Origin of the sequence: Flavobacterium salilacus subsp. salilacus (assembly GCF_004634195.1) — a bacterium.
Taxonomy (GTDB): Bacteria; Bacteroidota; Bacteroidia; order Flavobacteriales; family Flavobacteriaceae; genus Flavobacterium; species Flavobacterium salilacus.
The window spans coordinates 104300-120089 of record NZ_SKBP01000007.1; the positions used below are offsets into that span (position 1 = coordinate 104300).

A 15790-nucleotide genomic window follows, 5' to 3' on the forward strand; every position below is an offset into this window, starting at 1 on the left:
TAATAACAAAATAATAACATTAAAAAGTTCGCGTTATTAATAAAAGTTTTATTTTCGTATTACTTATAGCTATAATAACGTCATGAAAAGCCGACACAATGACATTAAATATCTGAAGGTAGGCAGTAATAAATACATCCAACAAATTATGAAAAAATTATTTTTATTCCTGTTAGGAATTACTTTCCTAATTTCGTGTTCTAACGACACACAAGAAACTACAACATTTAATGATACATCTGCAGATGTAAATTCAACAACATCAACTCCAATGTTAAAAAGTGCATCTGCCGATCCTGTTTTAAAACAGCTATATATCGACATGATAAATTCTCAAAGTTATATAGCTTTTAACAATGCCGTAATTACATTTAATGACAAGCTGGGAGACCAGATTCCTGATAGTGAAATGAGTTCAAGCAGTAAAATGCTTGGCTGGGTTCAAAATAATATTACACAAACAGGTTTTCTAAACTATCAGGAAGCAGTGGACAAATGGGATGATGTAGAGGCTTTATCTACTATTGCATTTGATACTAATTATACATTTTTTGACTACTTAGCCGGGACTGCACCAGGTACATTACTGTTAGTAATAGAAGAAGTAGAGCCTACCCCTTTATCTTGTGAAGAGTGTCAGGCTCAATTCAATTCTTGTTCTAAAGTAGCACATAGTGCCTATACAGCAGCTGTGGAAAAGGCATGTGACCAACGCAAATTAGGGAATATTTCAAAGTCAGATTTATATAAAGCTTGTACTGAAGCAGGTTTAGCAAGAGATAAGGCACTTAGAAAGTGTCATGAAGGCAGGAAGGATTGTTGTGAAGGCAACTAATTTATGCATATGATAGTTCAGCAACAGTTGATACCATTACAGAGAAAGAAAGCAGATACTAAATAATTACTTAAACCCAACAAATTATGAAAAAATTATTTTTATTCCTGTTAGGAATTGTATTCCTAACATCGTGTTCAAGTGATACACAAGAGTCTATAAAATATGATGATACGTCAATAGTTACAAATTCGATGACTCAAGATCAATTAATGCCCAAAAGCACTATTGATCCAGTTTTAAAACAGCTATATGTCGAAATGATTAATTCTCAAAGCTATATCGACTATGATAATTCAAGAGTTGCTTTTTATGAAAAATTAGGAGATAATATTCCTGATAGTGAGATGGATTCAGAAAATAAAATGCTTACTTGGATTCAGAATAATATTACTCAAACAGGTTTTCAGAATTATCAAGAGGCTGTAGATAAGCATGAAGATGTAGTAGCTTTAGGTATTGCAGCAATAGAAGCTAATCTTACTTTTCATGAATACTTAGCTGGAGCTGCACCTGGTGCTTTAATACCGATACTGGACGAATTGCAGCCTGTACCTACCCGTTGCAGTGGGTGTGTAAAAGCTTATAATAACTGTGTAAGTATAGCTAATAGTGAGTATGGGACTGCCATGCAACAGGCGAGTCAGAGTTTTACTGAAGGTGGAGGAGTTTTTAATTATTCTAATCAAAGGGGATATACACTTTCTACAGATAATGCATATTATGATATGATTAGATCAGTTAAAATGTGTTCTATACATTTTGAAGCCTGTTGTGAGGCGGCATAAATAATATAATCAAAGGATAAGTTTTTACCTAATATTTGATTTTAAAAGCTACAATATATTATGAAAAAAATAGTATTATTTATTTTTGCGTTATCGTTATTTGGTTGTACAACAGGTAAACGATTAATAGAAGCCGAGGATATTATCGGAAAATGGAAGGAAGTACAAGGGAGAGCAACTAAAAACTCTCCTTTGAAAGACATATCAACTAATTGCGAAGATAATTCGTCTAATGGGTCTATATTCATTTTTAATTCTGATGGTACTTTTTTACTTAAGAGTATTTGTCCTGATAAGCAGCCGGAAGAAAAAGGGAAGTGGGTATATCACAATAATATACTTAGCCTAACTCAAAACATAAGTGATTTAAATCAAGGGGATTTCACCGATTATAATGCGAAATATTCTGTTTCTAATGAGGGTAACAATAAAATTAAATTATATGTTTTATCTTCTCAAGTTGATGGAAATATCCATGATGATTTTGATAGGGGATCTTACATAATCTTAGAAAAACAATAATGTAATAAAAGAGCAGATCAAAGGCTGCTCTTTTATTAATTAAAATTAAAGACTAGGATTTATTATGAAAAAAGTTCTAATGCTATTATTTTTTGTAGCAATTGCAATTAGCTGTACACAAGGGAAACGGGTAATTGAAAAAGACGATATTCTCGGTGAGTGGAAGGAAATACAAGTTAGAAAAACTAAAAACACACCAGTTGAAAAAATATCTGATTGTAGTAATGATGGTTTGACTAAGGGATCTGTTTACACATTTAATTCAGACGGTACATATTTGCAAAAAGCTATTTGCCCTGACGCGAAATCCGAAGAAAGAGGGAGATGGTCATATAGTGATAATATTCTTGTTTTAAAAATTAATGCATCAAATGAAGAGATAGAATATAAATATTCTGTATCAGATCAAGGTAAAAATCAAATTAAGTTTTCCTTTGTATTATTTAGAAAAGATGCAAACATAATTGACTATATAGATGGATACTATGTTGTTTTAGAAAAACAATAATGTGATTAAAGAGCAGTTTTAAAACTGCTCTTTTTTATTAAAAACTATAATTTATTATGAAAAAAGTTCTAATGCTATTATTTTTTGCAGCAATTGCAATTAGCTGTACACAAGTTAAACGATTAATAGAAGCCGAAGATATTGTCGGAAAATGGAAGGAGGTACAAGGCAGAAAGACCAAAAATTCGCCTGTCGAGGATATAATTGTTAATTGTAATGATAGCTTGTCTAATGGAGATATATTCTTTTTTAACACTGACGGCACTTATCTGAAAAGGAGTATTTGTCCAGACAGACAACATGAAGAAGAAGGAACTTGGGTATATCGTAATAATATAATCAGTTTAACTACAGGAAAGGATAATATAAAATTTTCTGTGTCGGATGCGGGAAAGAATAAGATTAAACTATCCTCTTTGTTGATTAATATAGATGGAACTGTGATTGATGATTTTGATATGGGTTTCTTTGTTGTTTTGGAAAAACAATAATGCGATTAAAGAGCAGTTTTAAAGCTGCTCTTTTTTATTGAAAGCTATAATTAATTATGAAAAAATTACTATTATCCCTGTTAGGGGTTTCTTTCCTAATACTATTTTCGTTCTCAGCTAATACTGAGAAAGCAATAACTTTTAGTAATGAATTTCAACCTGAACAAGAAGGTTGCCCTGAGTGTAAAAAGAAATACCTTAAATGTACTGACTCTATATATTACAAGTATGCAAAAACTGTTGAGAAATCAGCAGATAAACTAAAAGCAGACTCTATTACACGCGAAGAGTATAAAAATGCATGTGCGAGAGCAAGGTTAATTAGGGATAAAGCACTGAAACCCTGCACTACAGAATTTAATAAATGTTGTCTAGACGAAACTCGCAAAAATCAGAACAAGCAGAAAGAGCTTGACGGAAATTCAAACACTATAATGTAATCTTGTATGAAGTTTAAGGTTGCCTTCGCCATGTTTATTCATGCACGAGGGTAAAGCCCGAACTGACGAAGTAATGACCTCTAACAATGCTTAAAAAACTCAAGCAGTTGTTTTAAGTAGTCCTCACGATTTTCGATGTGGCTCATGTGCCCGTCGGGGTAAGTAATCAGTTTTACATTGGTGCCTTCCGTTTGCGTTATGTGTTCGTCATAGGGCAGGCTTTGGTCTTTTTTGCCCAGCACCAGCATAATAGGAAAGGGCACAAAATGCAGTATTACTTCGCGGTCGTTGCGCACTTTCATCCCTTCCAGTGCTGCTATAATGCCTTGTACTGGTGTTTTTAACGCTTCGTTGCGCAGGGCTTCAATTTCGGGCGTCAGGCGTTCGCGGTTATCTTCGCTAAACAGGTTGGCTATGGCAAGGCGCACAAAACCGGTATAATCTTTCTTTACGGCATTTATGGCGCGGTCGCGGTTCAGCTTGCGTTCGTCGCTGTCGGGGCGTGCGGTAGAGTTTTGCAACACCATACCCTTTACCATATCGGGGTACAGCTCGGCGAAAGCGAGCGACACATACCCACCCATAGAGTGCCCCATCAAGATTACCTTGCGGATGCGCAGTTCGTGCAACACGGCATGCACAGCATCTGCCATGTCCTCCATAGTGTGGATGTAGCCTATGCAGCCCGTTTGCCCGTGCCCCAGGTGGTCTATGGTTATCACGCGGTATTTTTTGCTGAGTTCGGGTATAAAGCCGTTCCACATGGTTTGGTTTTCGAGAAACCCATGCAGCAGCACTATGGCTGCGCCTTTGCCTGTATCGGTATAGTTGATGCTTGTGTTTTTGTAGCTTAAAAGCAAGTCGAAAGTTTATAAAGTTATACTGTCATGCTGAGCGCAGCCGAAGCAGCTACAAAATTAAAGCATCTTACTAAGAGCTACAATGCTGTATTGTTAAATAATTTATGTATACAACAAAAAAGCTTACCCATTGGATAAGCTTTTTTTAATATCAATTGTTTCGTTATAACCACCCCGTCCTTCCGGACACCCCTCCAAAGGAGGGGATAGCGTACTATGCTTACCTACTGAAACTACTCTTCAGCTGCCGCTTCCAGTCGTTTCAGCATGGCTTTCATTTCGGCTATTTCACGTTTTTGGGTTTCAATAATATCAGTGGCAAGCCTGCGGGCTTCGGGGTCGCTTATGTTTGCACGTGTGCTGGTAAGTATCGCCGAGGAGTGGTGCGGAATCATGGCTTTCATCCACTGTTCATCTCCAATGGGTATTTGTTGGCGCAGCCCGAAAAGGCAAAATATAAAAATTAATGCCGAACCGCTTATAATACCGTAGTTTACTTTTCGGTTAGGGTACATTTTCCACATAAACAGCAACATGGATATTGCCATAGGGCACACCATAAGGAATGCCATATAGGCGCGGGTAGTGCTCAGGTAGATATGGTTGGTATGGAAAACGTTTAAAAACATAACGGCATACATAATGGCGTATGATACCAGCATCATCAGGAAAAATTTCAGGTAAGAATAGGTTTTCATTGCAGTGGCTTTTATGGTTGTCACATAAATTTACCTCTTTCGGTGTGCCTTTACAAGTTTACCTCTGTTTTTTGTAATAAAATTAAGATATGAAAAAGCCCTGTCTCAAAAGTGTCATTCTGAATGCAATGTAATGAAGTGAAAAATCTTTATTTGTTTAATAATTAACAGATTCTTCCTTCGTCAGAATGACAAAAATACTTGTTTAAGCACTTTTGAGACAGAGCCTTTTGTATGGATTGCTCCGTTATAACCACCCCGTCCTTTCGGACATCCCTCCAAAGGAGGGGAATATCAGCGGGCATACAATTTTCAACTTTAAGACTTTCGACTTTATAAACTTTATGACTTACGCGTTCATCAATGCTTCAATTTCATCAGCCTCTATAGGGATGTTGCGCATCAGGTTAAACGGCTCGCCGCTTTCCTGTACCACCACATCATCTTCCAAACGGATTCCGAAACCTTCGGCAGGGATGTATATACCCGGCTCTACGGTAAACACCATGTTGGCTTCCATAGGTTTATGCAGCAGTCCGTAGTCGTGCGTATCCAGCCCCATGTGGTGCGATGTGCCGTGCATAAAATATTTTTTATAGGCAGGCCAGTCGGGGTTTTCGTTTTGCACGTCGGCTTTGTCGAGTAATCCAAGACCAAGAAGTTCCGATGTCATGAGCTTACCTACTTCCACGTGGTATTCTTTCCATAGCACACCCGGAACAAGCATTTTGGTGGCTTCGTTCTTTACGCGCAGTACGGCATTGTACACCTCTTTTTGCCTTTTGGTAAACCTCCCCGATACGGGTATGGTACGGCTCATATCGCTGGAGTAGTTGGCATACTCCGCACCTACGTCAAACAGGATAAGGTCGCCCTCATTGCATTGTTGGTTATTTTCTATATAATGCAGCACATTGGCATTGCTGCCCGAAGCGATAATAGGCGTATAGGCAAACCCTTTGGAGCGGTTGCGCACAAACTCGTGAATCAATTCGGCTTCAATTTCATATTCCATAACGCCCGGCTTTACAAACGGTAAAATCCTGCGGAAACCTTTTTCGGTAATATCGCAGGCTTTTTGTATCAGGTCAAGCTCCTCGCTCTCTTTTATGCTGCGGATGCGTTGCAGTATCGGGTTGCTTTTGGCTACCTTATGGGCAGGATATTGTTCTTTCCACCATTTTATAAAACGGGCTTCGCGGGTTTCGGTTTCCACTGCCGATCGGTAATGCTCGTTAGTATTAATGTACATTGTGTCGCAGTAGGTCATCACTTCAAAAAGAGTTTTCTTGAAATCCTTTACCCACTGTACATTTTTTATACCCGATACTTCAAATGCACGCTCTTTGGTTAGTTTCTCGCCTTCCCAAACGGCAATATGCTCGTTGGTTTCACGCAAAAAAAGTATTTCGCGCAGGTGTTCGTAAGGTGCATCAGGGCACAATAGCAAGATACTTTCTTCCTGGTCAACCCCGCTCAGGTAAAGAATATCGCGGTGCTGCTGAAAAGGCATGGTGCTGTCGGCACTAATGGGGTAAATATCGTTAGAGTTAAATACCGCTACGCTGTTGGGTTGCATTGCAGCCGTAAATTTTTTACGGTTTTTAATGAACAGGTTACGGTCTATCTGATGGTATTTCATAATGATGTTTTTGTATTGAATTTCAAAATTAGTGAGAATATTATTAACTTATGGTATATTAACCATAGTGATTTTATGAATAATGATTTTGAAGATAAATTAATTCCAATTAATTTATAAAAAACGTATATTAGCTTTATGCTAAATCATTGATTATGTGGAAAAAAATGGTATTTCTTTGTTTGGTAGTACTCATGCAAAGTTGCGCTTTGATGCCCAAAGAGCATAGACAGGCTCGTAATGATGATTTTTTCAACAGATTTTCTAAACATACCATTACTGCAAAGCATACGGGTAAATTTGGAGATAATTACCTTGTATTGCGCAAAAACGGAACATTTATATACCGAAATAATGTTTTCGGGGTATTTGTTACCTACTACTGCGGAACGTACAATTTTCAGGGCAATGCCTTAAAGCTGAAATTTGATTATGACAGGGCTTCAGCAGATATTGGCGATACTTTATTAATAGCCCTTGATAGTGATGGCGATGCCTGTTTTAAAGCAGGGACATACACTCTTGCCATCAGCAATAAAAACATGTACAGGTCAATAGCGGGTATTTAAGCCTTATTCTACCCATTTATAATACCTTGCCCCATATAGGTTAGGTGCTTCTTTTTCTATATATTCTAAAACCCATTCGTTTTTAGGTTGCTGTATACCGGTGCGTTGTTCTTTTTTATACAGCTTTAGGTAAGTGTCAAAATCTATTTCATGGCTTTGTTGCAGGGTTTCAAAAAGCTGTGCTTTGTGTGCTGCCTCTGCCCAGCCTTGTTGTAATGTGCCTTCAAATACTTTTGATTTTGAACCACTGCCATAGGCAAGGAATCCAAACTTTTTACCAATCAGGTCATTACCCTTTAGGACATGTTGGGTTAGCGCACTCAGTAATCCCATAAATATAGAGCCGGTATAAAGGTTGCCTATGAGTGACGAGGCTACTTCGGTAGGCTGTAATTTTTGGGTTACAAAATTTTTATACGCTTCGCTTTTACTTATCTCTTTTATTTTAGCCTGATAGTCAGCGTTTTCTTCATTGCCCGTAAGTAACGGCATTTCAGCGTCAAGCGCAAAAAGTTCGGCAAACATTCTGCGGGCCTGGTAGGCATAGGGCAGGTGCATAATAATACTCTCCCAGCTTTGGTAAAGCGAGCCTTGTGTGTTGGTAAGCTCTTTAAACCGGAAGTAGGCTTCGCGGGTACGGTCGGTATAGCACTGGTTGCTGTATTGCCCGTCAAAAACCGGCTGGTCTTTGTGAATTTCGAGTACACGTTCCAAATGCCCGAACCAAGGGTCGTTAAAATCGTTGCCCATAATGTGCCATTTGCTCAGGGTGCGGTAAGGCTTAAAGAAGTCGAACACCCCTTTGGTACTCACTGCCCATGAGTTACTAAGTGTCATGATACGAGGGTTAGCAGTTACCAACAGGGCAAGCGCGCCCGCACCTTGCGTATATTCTCCCGTCGATGCTAAATCGTACTTGGCAATATCAGTAGTTACTACAATGGCTTTTTTGTCGGGATTCAACCGTACATAGTCAAGGCAGTTTTGCAGGGCATCTACCCCGCCGATGCAGGCAAAAGTCATATCCACAACATCGCAATGGCTCAAGCTACCCTCGCCATACCGTTGTTCCATCAGTCCTAAAAGATAAGAACCTATAGGTTTTGCACTGTCTATTCCGCTTTCTGTACCTACATATATACGGGCTATGTCGGCAAGGTTTACATTGTTTTGTTGTATAAGTTTGGTAAGTGCATTTGCCCCGAATACTACGGCATCCTGATGGATGTCGGGCAATGTCATTTTCAGTAATCCTAACCCTTTTTCCAGTTTGTCGGGTTCAATATTTCGGGCTTCGGCAAGGGTTTTTATAGGCAGGTGCAGTTTAGCCACGTCAAAGGCTATAGCGTCTATTCCGGTTTTCATTCCACTACTTTTAAAGCATAAAATTAAGCACATATCGCTATACAAACATGACAAAACTGACTTTGGGGTGCATTTTTACCAATGTGAAAAAAATAAGGGTTTAATTTTTTTATATCGACAATGCAGTCTGCCCGTTTATGGTTATTTTAGCAGGCAATAAACCATTTTTATATTCTAATGAAACTGTACTATATACTCATTGCATTTTTTACAATCACCATTACAAACGCCCAGGACAAACAGCCCTACCAACTGTACACGCAAAAAGGTAAAAAAACCACGTATAAAGAACTGCTGAAAACTGCTGCCAAGGCAGATGTGGTGTTTTTTGGCGAACATCATGATAACTCCATAAACCACTGGTTGGAGCTTGAGCTGACTAAAGATTTAAGCGCACAAAAAGGATTGGTAATGGGTGCGGAAATGATAGAAGCCGACAATCAGGATGAATTGAACCAATACCTGAAAGGCGAAATAGACCAAAAAGCGTTTGATACTGTGGCGCGCCTTTGGAATAATTATAAAACAGACTATAAGCCTTTGGTAGATTTTGCCAAAGAAAATAATATACCGTTTATTGCTACCAATGTGCCCCGCCGCTATGCCAGCATGGTATATAAAAAAGGCTTTGGCGAGCTTGATGCCCTTACGGATGAGGAAAAAAGCTGGATAGCCCCGCTACCGATAGCGTATGACGCTACATTGCCGGGCTATGTAAAAATGCTGGAAATGATGGGCGGTCACGGTGGCGATAACCTGCCGAAAGCGCAGGCGGTAAAAGATGCTACCATGGGCTACTTTATAGCGAAAAACCTACAGCCGGGCAAAGTATTCATCCACTACAACGGTACCTACCACAGCGATAATTTTGAAGGGATTAACTGGTACTTAAAGCGAGAAAAGCCCGAAGTTAAAATTATTACTATTGCAGCGGTATCGCAAAAAGACGTGGACAAGCTGGAAAAAGAGCATTTGCAAAAAGCCGATTTTATACTGGTAATAGATGAGGATATGACCAAGACGTATTAGTTATCAGCCGGTACCTCATAATAATACAAAAAACACATAATTTTTACGCTATAAAGCCACTATTTTATATTGATTATAAATTAGTGCGAAATGGTTGTAGCAATTGGGTTTTAGCTTTATTTTTGTTTAAATTTTTAAGAAACTTATTTATTTTAAACAAACACTATGGCAAAATCTGCACTATTAAAGTCTTCTCTGGGTAAAAAATACTGGATGGCTTTGACAGGTTTATTTTTGTGTCTTTTTCTTGTAGGGCACTTATTGGGTAACTTACAGTTACTTTCCGGCAGTAAGGATGCTGCGCTTCACTTTAACCAGTATGCGCTTTTTATGACAAGCAATCCTGCGGTAAAAATACTATCATACCTAACTTATTTTTCAATTCTGTTCCATGCTGTTGACGGGATAGTGCTTACCGTACAAAACCGTAAGGCAAGACCAAAGGGTTATGTAAAAAACAATCCTTCTGCCAATACAATATGGGCATCGCGAAACATGGCTGTTTTAGGTACGCTTATATTAGTATTTATCGTTACACACATGGTAAACTTTTGGGCAAAGATGCATTTTGACGAAAAAATGCCTTTACAAACCGTTACCATTAATGCCGGCGGTACTGATATGGAGTTTTATCTTACTACCAATGGCGATTATTTGCCAAAATCGAGAGTAGATCAAAATGTTATAGAGATAAAAAACCGAACAGAATTTTATGATGCTGCGGCAGGCGTAAAAATAAATGAAGGCTATAAAGATTTATACAAAATTACAGTAGCGTTCTTTAAAAATCCCGATTACGGTTTAATAGCTTCTATACTGTATGCGCTGGCTATGGTGGTACTGGGTTTTCACCTGTATCATGGTTTTGGCAGTGCGTTTCAGTCTATGGGAGTAAACAGCCCTAAGCACTCACCATTTATTAGAAATTTCGGAAAGGCTTTCTCAATAGTAGTACCACTACTGTTCGCCATCATTCCGTTATACATTCATTTCATACTAAAAGTATAGTATTATGGCTTTAGATTCTAAAATACCAAACGGACCCATTTCTGATAAATGGACCGATTATAAAGACCACATTAACCTTGTAAACCCTGCCAACAAGCGTAATATAGATGTTATTATTGTAGGTACGGGGCTTGCGGGAGGCTCTGCTGCGGCAACACTTGCCGAGCTGGGATATAACGTTAAGGCATTTTGTTTTCAGGATTCTCCGCGTCGTGCGCACTCAATCGCTGCACAAGGAGGTATAAACGCAGCCAAAAACTATCAGGGTGACGGTGACTCTACCTTCAGGTTATTTTACGATACTGTAAAAGGAGGTGACTATCGCGCTCGTGAGGCAAACGTACACCGCCTTGCCGAAGTTTCGGCTAATATTATCGACCAGTGTGTGGCACAAGGTGTGCCATTGGCAAGAGAGTACGGCGGACTATTGGATAACCGCTCCTTCGGAGGTACACTGGTATCACGTACGTTTTATGCAAAAGGACAAACCGGGCAGCAATTACTGTTAGGAGCATACTCAGCAATGAACCGCCAGATAGGTCGTGGAAAGATACAAATGTATAACCGCCACGAAATGCTCGATCTTGTTGTAGTAAACGGCAAAGCAAGAGGTATTATAGCACGTAATCTTGTAACGGGTGAGCTTGAGCGCCACTCGGCACACGCTGTAGTAATCGCATCAGGAGGTTACGGTAACGTATTCTTCCTATCTACCAACGCTATGGGCAGTAACGCTACCGCAGCTTGGAAAGTACATAAAAAAGGAGCATTTTTTGCCAACCCATGTTATACCCAAATTCACCCAACCTGTATTCCGGTATCGGGCGACCACCAGTCAAAACTAACCCTGATGTCAGAGTCGTTACGTAATGACGGACGTATATGGGTTCCTGCAAAACTGGAAGATGCACAGGCAATACGTGAAGGCAGATTGAAACCGACACAACTTGCCGAAGAAGACAGAGATTATTACCTGGAAAGAAGATATCCATCATTTGGTAACCTTGTGCCCCGTGATGTTGCATCGCGCGCGGCAAAAGAAAGATGTGATGCCGGCTATGGTGTAAACAAAACAGGCGAAGCCGTTTATCTTGACTTTGCATCAGCTATAATGCGTTATGGTAAAGAGCAGGCAAGAATAAAAGGTTTTGATGACAGTGATGCAGCTTTGGTTAAAAAACTGGGTACAGAAGTTATTGAAAACAAATACGGTAACCTGTTCCAGATGTATGAAAAAATTGTAGATGAAAACCCATACCAAACCCCAATGATGATATACCCTGCGGTACATTACACTATGGGCGGCGTTTGGGTAGATTATAACCTTATGACTACGATAGAAGGTTGTTACGCCATTGGCGAAGCAAACTTCTCCGACCACGGAGCTAACCGTCTTGGTGCTTCGGCATTAATGCAGGGGCTTGCCGACGGTTACTTTGTATTGCCTTACACCATAGGCGATTACCTGGCAAAAGATATCCGTACAGGTAAAATACCTACCGATTTGCCCGAATTTGAAGAGGCAGAAAATAACGTAAGGACACAGCTTGAGCGTTTCATTAATAATAAAGGTACACATACAGTTGACCATTTCCACAGGCGTTTAGGCAAAATTATGTGGGATAAAGTAGGTATGGCACGTAATGCTCAAGGGCTTAACGAAGCCATTAACGAAATAGCAGCATTGCGCGAAGAATTTTACAGAGATGTAAAAGTACCGGGCACTATGGACAGCTTTAACCAAGAGCTTGAAAAAGCAATGCGAGTTGCCGATTTCCTGGAACTGGGAGAACTGTTTGCCAAAGATGCGCTGCACAGAAACGAATCGTGCGGAGGTCACTTCAGAGAAGAGTACCAAACCGAAGAAGGAGAGGCACAACGTGATGACGAAAACTTTGCCTATGTAGCTGCTTGGGAATATAAAGGCAAGCCAAGCGAGGCAGTGCTTCATAAAGAACAACTTGTTTTTGATAATGTTAAACTGGTACAACGTAGTTATAAATAAGATTTTAGTACAGAGCATTGAGATGTTAGATATAAATCTTGATACTCAATACTTAATACTTAATACTGATAAAAGATGAATCTTAAATTAAAAATATGGCGTCAGAAAGACGCAAAAGATGCAGGGAGAATGGTTGATTATAACATCAGCGATGTTTCTCCGGATATGTCTTTCCTTGAAATGCTCGATGTTTTAAACGAAGATCTGAACAATAAAGGAGAAGACCCTGTTGCTTTTGACCACGACTGCCGTGAAGGTATTTGCGGTATGTGTTCGCTTCACATTAATGGTGAACCTCACGGACCGGACAGGGGTATAACCACCTGTCAGCTTCACATGAGGAAGTTTAAAGACGGCGATACTATTTACATAGAGCCTTTCCGCGCTAAGGCATTTCCTGTAATAAAAGACTTGGTTGTAAACAGGTCTGCTTTTGACAGGATACAGCAAGCCGGTGGTTTTATATCGGTAAACACATCAGGTAATACGCAGGATGCCAACGCTATCCCGATCCAAAAACACAATGCCGACCTTGCTTTTGATGCTGCTACCTGTATTGGTTGCGGTGCATGTGTGGCAAGCTGTAAAAATGCTTCGGCTATGCTTTTCGTTTCGGCTAAAGTATCGCAGTTTGCACTGTTACCCCAAGGCAGGATAGAAGCTACCGAGCGTGTACTTAACATGGTTAAAAAAATGGACGAAGAAGGCTTTGGTAACTGTACCAATACCGGTGCCTGTGAGGTAGAATGCCCTAAAGGTATTTCGCTTGAAAACATTGCCCGTATGAACAGGGAATACCTGTTTGCAAGCCTTAAATAAGAAAGAATAACTTTTTATATTTAAAAAGCGCATCCTGAACAGGATGCGCTTGTTTGTTTAGTTCTTTGGCTCTTCTTCCTCTTTATCTTTTCTATACCAATAAATAAATTGTAAAGCATTTTCTTCTTCTGAAGAATAATGTATATCTGAGTCAGGATGTGAATTGATTCCTTTACTATTTGGTATGTATTCAGGATAAAATTCTAATAATTTTCGATATACAAAATCAACATCAAGTCTTGCTTTTAGATTATCATAACTATCTTCTGATAAAGCTCCAAAATGAGTGTTATTCCAGTATGGAGCAAAATTTCTAATTAATAGCATTATATTTTCTTTAGAGACACTTTCTTCAATAAAGGAGTTAAACTCTTCTTTGTCACTAAAGCTCCAAGCATATATAATCATTCCGTTCTCTCGGTTTTCAGGATTTTCATAAAAAGGGGTGTCACTTTTTTCTTCTTTTAGTTTTTGAACTATTATTGCATACAGCTCATTATTATAGGGTGTATCTTTATCGAAATGCAATACATAACGACATAAAGTCTTTAAATCTAATTGTTTTCCAATTTTAGTTGCAATTTCAGCATTGTCATTTGCCGAATCCCTATCCAATACTTTAGCAATTTTATTGAATATTCGTTCTCTACTGTTTTCTATAATTCTGTTGTCTCCAGTAGTGGGAATTACAATATTATGCTTTGCCAGAAATAAAAGTAATTTATTTCTTTCGTTGATTTTTTCAGTATTGGAAATTATATCTTCTAATCGGAATGTAAATGTGTGAATGGGATTTTTTTGTATTAACTGCTCTAATACCTCTAAAGACTCTTGTTCATTATCTTCTTTAATAAACTTGAACAAAGATTTTACTTTAGCTTGAGATATCTTTCTTTCTGTATGGTATGAAAAGTACTTTTCGAAATGGTTTGCTGAGTTAATTCTTAGTTCACTCGATACTTTGTCTTTATTTTCAGATAATGTACCTCTTTCCATACTATCTATTGATGGAAAAAGTAAATCAATTATTTTCATTGAACTTTTATGTTTCTCGTCCAATATTTTTCGATAACCCTTAATTGGTTCTGACGATTCAAATTCGTCATTAAAATCAATTATTTGTATAAATGAGGACAAAATAACCGAAGATTGATAGTCATATTTTTTGATTTCATTATAACATTCTTCATCAGTTATTTTCAAATATTCAAGTAAGAATAAATCTCTCAAGTTAACTTCTTCTCCAATAGCAAAAGCACTTATAAAAAAGCTATTTAATAAACGAAGTACTTCTCTAGGACTTTTAAAGGAGAGATTATTATAATTGTGTAAAATGTCTTTATATTCATCTTCCTTATCTAGAAAATTAAGCAAAGAAGTAGTATGTTTAAATTTCATTTCGAAAAACAACTGTAAATCCTCTTTTTCAATTTTGGGTAATACTATGGGTATGTTTATAATTTTCTCAAGAAACAGCTTACCGTCTTGCTTGTCTGTTCCATACCTATGGTGTATTGCTTTTGCAACCTGTTCAGGGTCAAGCGTTATAATGTAAATAAGGTTTTTAAAGTTAGCGTTTAGTTTTATTATTTTTAGGAGGGTGTATATTTCATCTTTATCAAGGCGGTCAATATCATCAACATAAACAGCAATTTTATAGTCAGACTTTTCCAATTCACTATCTATTTTTTCTTTGATATCTTCAAGAGTTGGCTTTTCTCCTTCCAGATCTTCGCCTAAGGCTTCCAGAATTCTATGAGGCTCAAAAGTAATTTTAGCATTATTACTCATCGCCCCTATCGAGGCGGATAGTTTAATGGCTTTCATATAACGACTAAACTTTCGAATGTATCTACCAGCCTTTTTAAAATTATCTTTTTTATCAAGGAGTAATTTTTTAGATAGTCCATCAAAAAAATCAAATAGCATTTCATCCTCAGTAGAGTAACGCCAAGGGTTAAATTCATATTTTAAAATTCTTTTATTACCCTCTTCGTCTTCAAACTCTGCTAATTTGTTTTTGATCAAATTCATGAATGAGGTTTTCCCGTCACCCCATTTACCCTGAATACCAATTACGATACATTCAGGATTTTCCGTATTTTTCTGAATTATTGTATTTACTTTTTCGGCATAGTGGCTAAAGTTAAAAATGTCCTCTTCTATTGATGATATAGGAGAATCGTTTAGTAGGTATTCCTTTTTTGTCAT

At 38.2% G+C, this 15790-nt stretch carries 16 protein-coding genes; 11 read left to right on the forward strand and 5 right to left on the reverse strand.

Going from position 1 to position 15790, the window contains the following annotated elements; translation table 11 throughout:
* Positions 1-82: 82 nt before the first annotated feature.
* The 6 genes from E0W68_RS09935 (at position 83) to E0W68_RS09960 (ending at position 3584) form a co-directional block, all read left to right on the forward strand.
* The gene (locus E0W68_RS09935) at positions 83-835 is read left to right on the forward strand and encodes a hypothetical protein (RefSeq protein ID WP_135219276.1); all 753 of its coding nucleotides are present in this window, start codon (positions 83-85) and stop codon (positions 833-835) included.
* An 86-nt stretch (positions 836-921) separates the two neighbouring features.
* Positions 922-1623, forward strand: coding sequence for a hypothetical protein (locus tag E0W68_RS09940; protein WP_135219277.1), 702 nt, complete (start codon positions 922-924; stop codon positions 1621-1623).
* A 60-nt stretch (positions 1624-1683) separates the two neighbouring features.
* Positions 1684-2145, forward strand: coding sequence for a hypothetical protein (locus E0W68_RS09945; protein ID WP_135219278.1), 462 nt, complete (start codon positions 1684-1686; stop codon positions 2143-2145).
* Between the two features lie 64 nt (positions 2146-2209).
* Positions 2210-2653, forward strand: coding sequence for a DUF5004 domain-containing protein (locus E0W68_RS09950; RefSeq protein WP_135219279.1), 444 nt, complete (start codon positions 2210-2212; stop codon positions 2651-2653).
* Between the two features lie 56 nt (positions 2654-2709).
* The gene (locus tag E0W68_RS09955) at positions 2710-3144 is read left to right on the forward strand and encodes a hypothetical protein (RefSeq protein ID WP_135219280.1); all 435 of its coding nucleotides are present in this window, start codon (positions 2710-2712) and stop codon (positions 3142-3144) included.
* Positions 3145-3200: 56 nt separating this feature from the next.
* Entirely contained in the window at positions 3201-3584 is a 384-nt protein-coding gene (locus E0W68_RS09960) for a hypothetical protein (protein WP_135219281.1), read from the forward strand.
* 80 nt (positions 3585-3664) lie between these two features.
* On the opposite strand, the gene E0W68_RS09965 is transcribed toward E0W68_RS09960, so the two are convergent.
* The 3 genes from E0W68_RS09965 to E0W68_RS09975 form a co-directional block, all read right to left on the reverse strand.
* Entirely contained in the window at positions 3665-4444 is a 780-nt protein-coding gene (locus tag E0W68_RS09965) for an alpha/beta fold hydrolase (protein ID WP_135219282.1), read from the reverse strand.
* A gap of 233 nt (positions 4445-4677) precedes the next feature.
* Positions 4678-5142 (reverse strand): DUF305 domain-containing protein, encoded by a 465-nt coding sequence (locus E0W68_RS09970; RefSeq protein WP_135219283.1) that lies wholly within the window; start codon positions 5140-5142, stop codon positions 4678-4680.
* Between the two features lie 349 nt (positions 5143-5491).
* The gene (locus E0W68_RS09975) at positions 5492-6784 is read right to left on the reverse strand and encodes an aminopeptidase P family protein (RefSeq protein ID WP_135219284.1); all 1293 of its coding nucleotides are present in this window, start codon (positions 6782-6784) and stop codon (positions 5492-5494) included.
* A gap of 155 nt (positions 6785-6939) precedes the next feature.
* On the opposite strand from E0W68_RS09975, the gene E0W68_RS09980 reads away from it, so the two are divergent.
* The gene (locus E0W68_RS09980) at positions 6940-7353 is read left to right on the forward strand and encodes a hypothetical protein (RefSeq protein ID WP_135219285.1); all 414 of its coding nucleotides are present in this window, start codon (positions 6940-6942) and stop codon (positions 7351-7353) included.
* A 3-nt stretch (positions 7354-7356) separates the two neighbouring features.
* Here the strand turns inward: E0W68_RS09980 and E0W68_RS09985 are convergent, their stop codons facing one another.
* Complete coding sequence (locus E0W68_RS09985) at positions 7357-8718, reverse strand: hydroxymethylglutaryl-CoA synthase family protein (protein WP_135219286.1); 1362 nt, start codon at positions 8716-8718, stop codon at positions 7357-7359.
* Positions 8719-8895: 177 nt separating this feature from the next.
* Between E0W68_RS09985 and E0W68_RS09990 the strand changes: the two genes are divergently transcribed.
* From E0W68_RS09990 to E0W68_RS10005, 4 genes are all read left to right on the forward strand, one after another.
* Entirely contained in the window at positions 8896-9747 is an 852-nt protein-coding gene (locus E0W68_RS09990) for a ChaN family lipoprotein (protein WP_135219287.1), read from the forward strand.
* A 165-nt stretch (positions 9748-9912) separates the two neighbouring features.
* Complete coding sequence (locus E0W68_RS09995) at positions 9913-10755, forward strand: succinate dehydrogenase cytochrome b subunit (protein ID WP_135219288.1); 843 nt, start codon at positions 9913-9915, stop codon at positions 10753-10755.
* A gap of 4 nt (positions 10756-10759) precedes the next feature.
* On the forward strand, positions 10760-12760 hold the full coding sequence (locus E0W68_RS10000) for a fumarate reductase/succinate dehydrogenase flavoprotein subunit (protein ID WP_135219289.1): 2001 nt from the start codon (positions 10760-10762) through the stop codon (positions 12758-12760).
* A 75-nt stretch (positions 12761-12835) separates the two neighbouring features.
* Entirely contained in the window at positions 12836-13579 is a 744-nt protein-coding gene (locus E0W68_RS10005; protein ID WP_135219290.1) for a succinate dehydrogenase/fumarate reductase iron-sulfur subunit, read from the forward strand.
* A 57-nt stretch (positions 13580-13636) separates the two neighbouring features.
* Here E0W68_RS10005 and E0W68_RS10010 read toward each other — a convergent pair whose 3' ends face one another.
* Positions 13637-15790, reverse strand: coding sequence for a KAP family P-loop NTPase fold protein (locus E0W68_RS10010; RefSeq protein WP_135219291.1), 2154 nt, complete (start codon positions 15788-15790; stop codon positions 13637-13639).

Coding starts and splice junctions, on each gene's coding strand:
- E0W68_RS09975 (WP_135219284.1), bottom strand. CDS start 6,784: ATGAAATACCATCAGATAGACCGTAACCTGTTCATTAAAAACCGTAAA.
- E0W68_RS09945 (WP_135219278.1), top strand. CDS start 1,684: ATGAAAAAAATAGTATTATTTATTTTTGCGTTATCGTTATTTGGTTGT.
- E0W68_RS10000 (WP_135219289.1), top strand. CDS start 10,760: ATGGCTTTAGATTCTAAAATACCAAACGGACCCATTTCTGATAAATGG.
- E0W68_RS09935 (WP_135219276.1), top strand. CDS start 83: ATGAAAAGCCGACACAATGACATTAAATATCTGAAGGTAGGCAGTAAT.
- E0W68_RS09955 (WP_135219280.1), top strand. CDS start 2,710: ATGAAAAAAGTTCTAATGCTATTATTTTTTGCAGCAATTGCAATTAGC.
- E0W68_RS09990 (WP_135219287.1), top strand. CDS start 8,896: ATGAAACTGTACTATATACTCATTGCATTTTTTACAATCACCATTACA.
- E0W68_RS09985 (WP_135219286.1), bottom strand. CDS start 8,718: ATGAAAACCGGAATAGACGCTATAGCCTTTGACGTGGCTAAACTGCAC.
- E0W68_RS09950 (WP_135219279.1), top strand. CDS start 2,210: ATGAAAAAAGTTCTAATGCTATTATTTTTTGTAGCAATTGCAATTAGC.
- E0W68_RS09970 (WP_135219283.1), bottom strand. CDS start 5,142: ATGAAAACCTATTCTTACCTGAAATTTTTCCTGATGATGCTGGTATCA.
- E0W68_RS10005 (WP_135219290.1), top strand. CDS start 12,836: ATGAATCTTAAATTAAAAATATGGCGTCAGAAAGACGCAAAAGATGCA.
- E0W68_RS09940 (WP_135219277.1), top strand. CDS start 922: ATGAAAAAATTATTTTTATTCCTGTTAGGAATTGTATTCCTAACATCG.
- E0W68_RS10010 (WP_135219291.1), bottom strand. CDS start 15,790: ATGACAAAAAAGGAATACCTACTAAACGATTCTCCTATATCATCAATA.
- E0W68_RS09980 (WP_135219285.1), top strand. CDS start 6,940: ATGTGGAAAAAAATGGTATTTCTTTGTTTGGTAGTACTCATGCAAAGT.
- E0W68_RS09995 (WP_135219288.1), top strand. CDS start 9,913: ATGGCAAAATCTGCACTATTAAAGTCTTCTCTGGGTAAAAAATACTGG.
- E0W68_RS09960 (WP_135219281.1), top strand. CDS start 3,201: ATGAAAAAATTACTATTATCCCTGTTAGGGGTTTCTTTCCTAATACTA.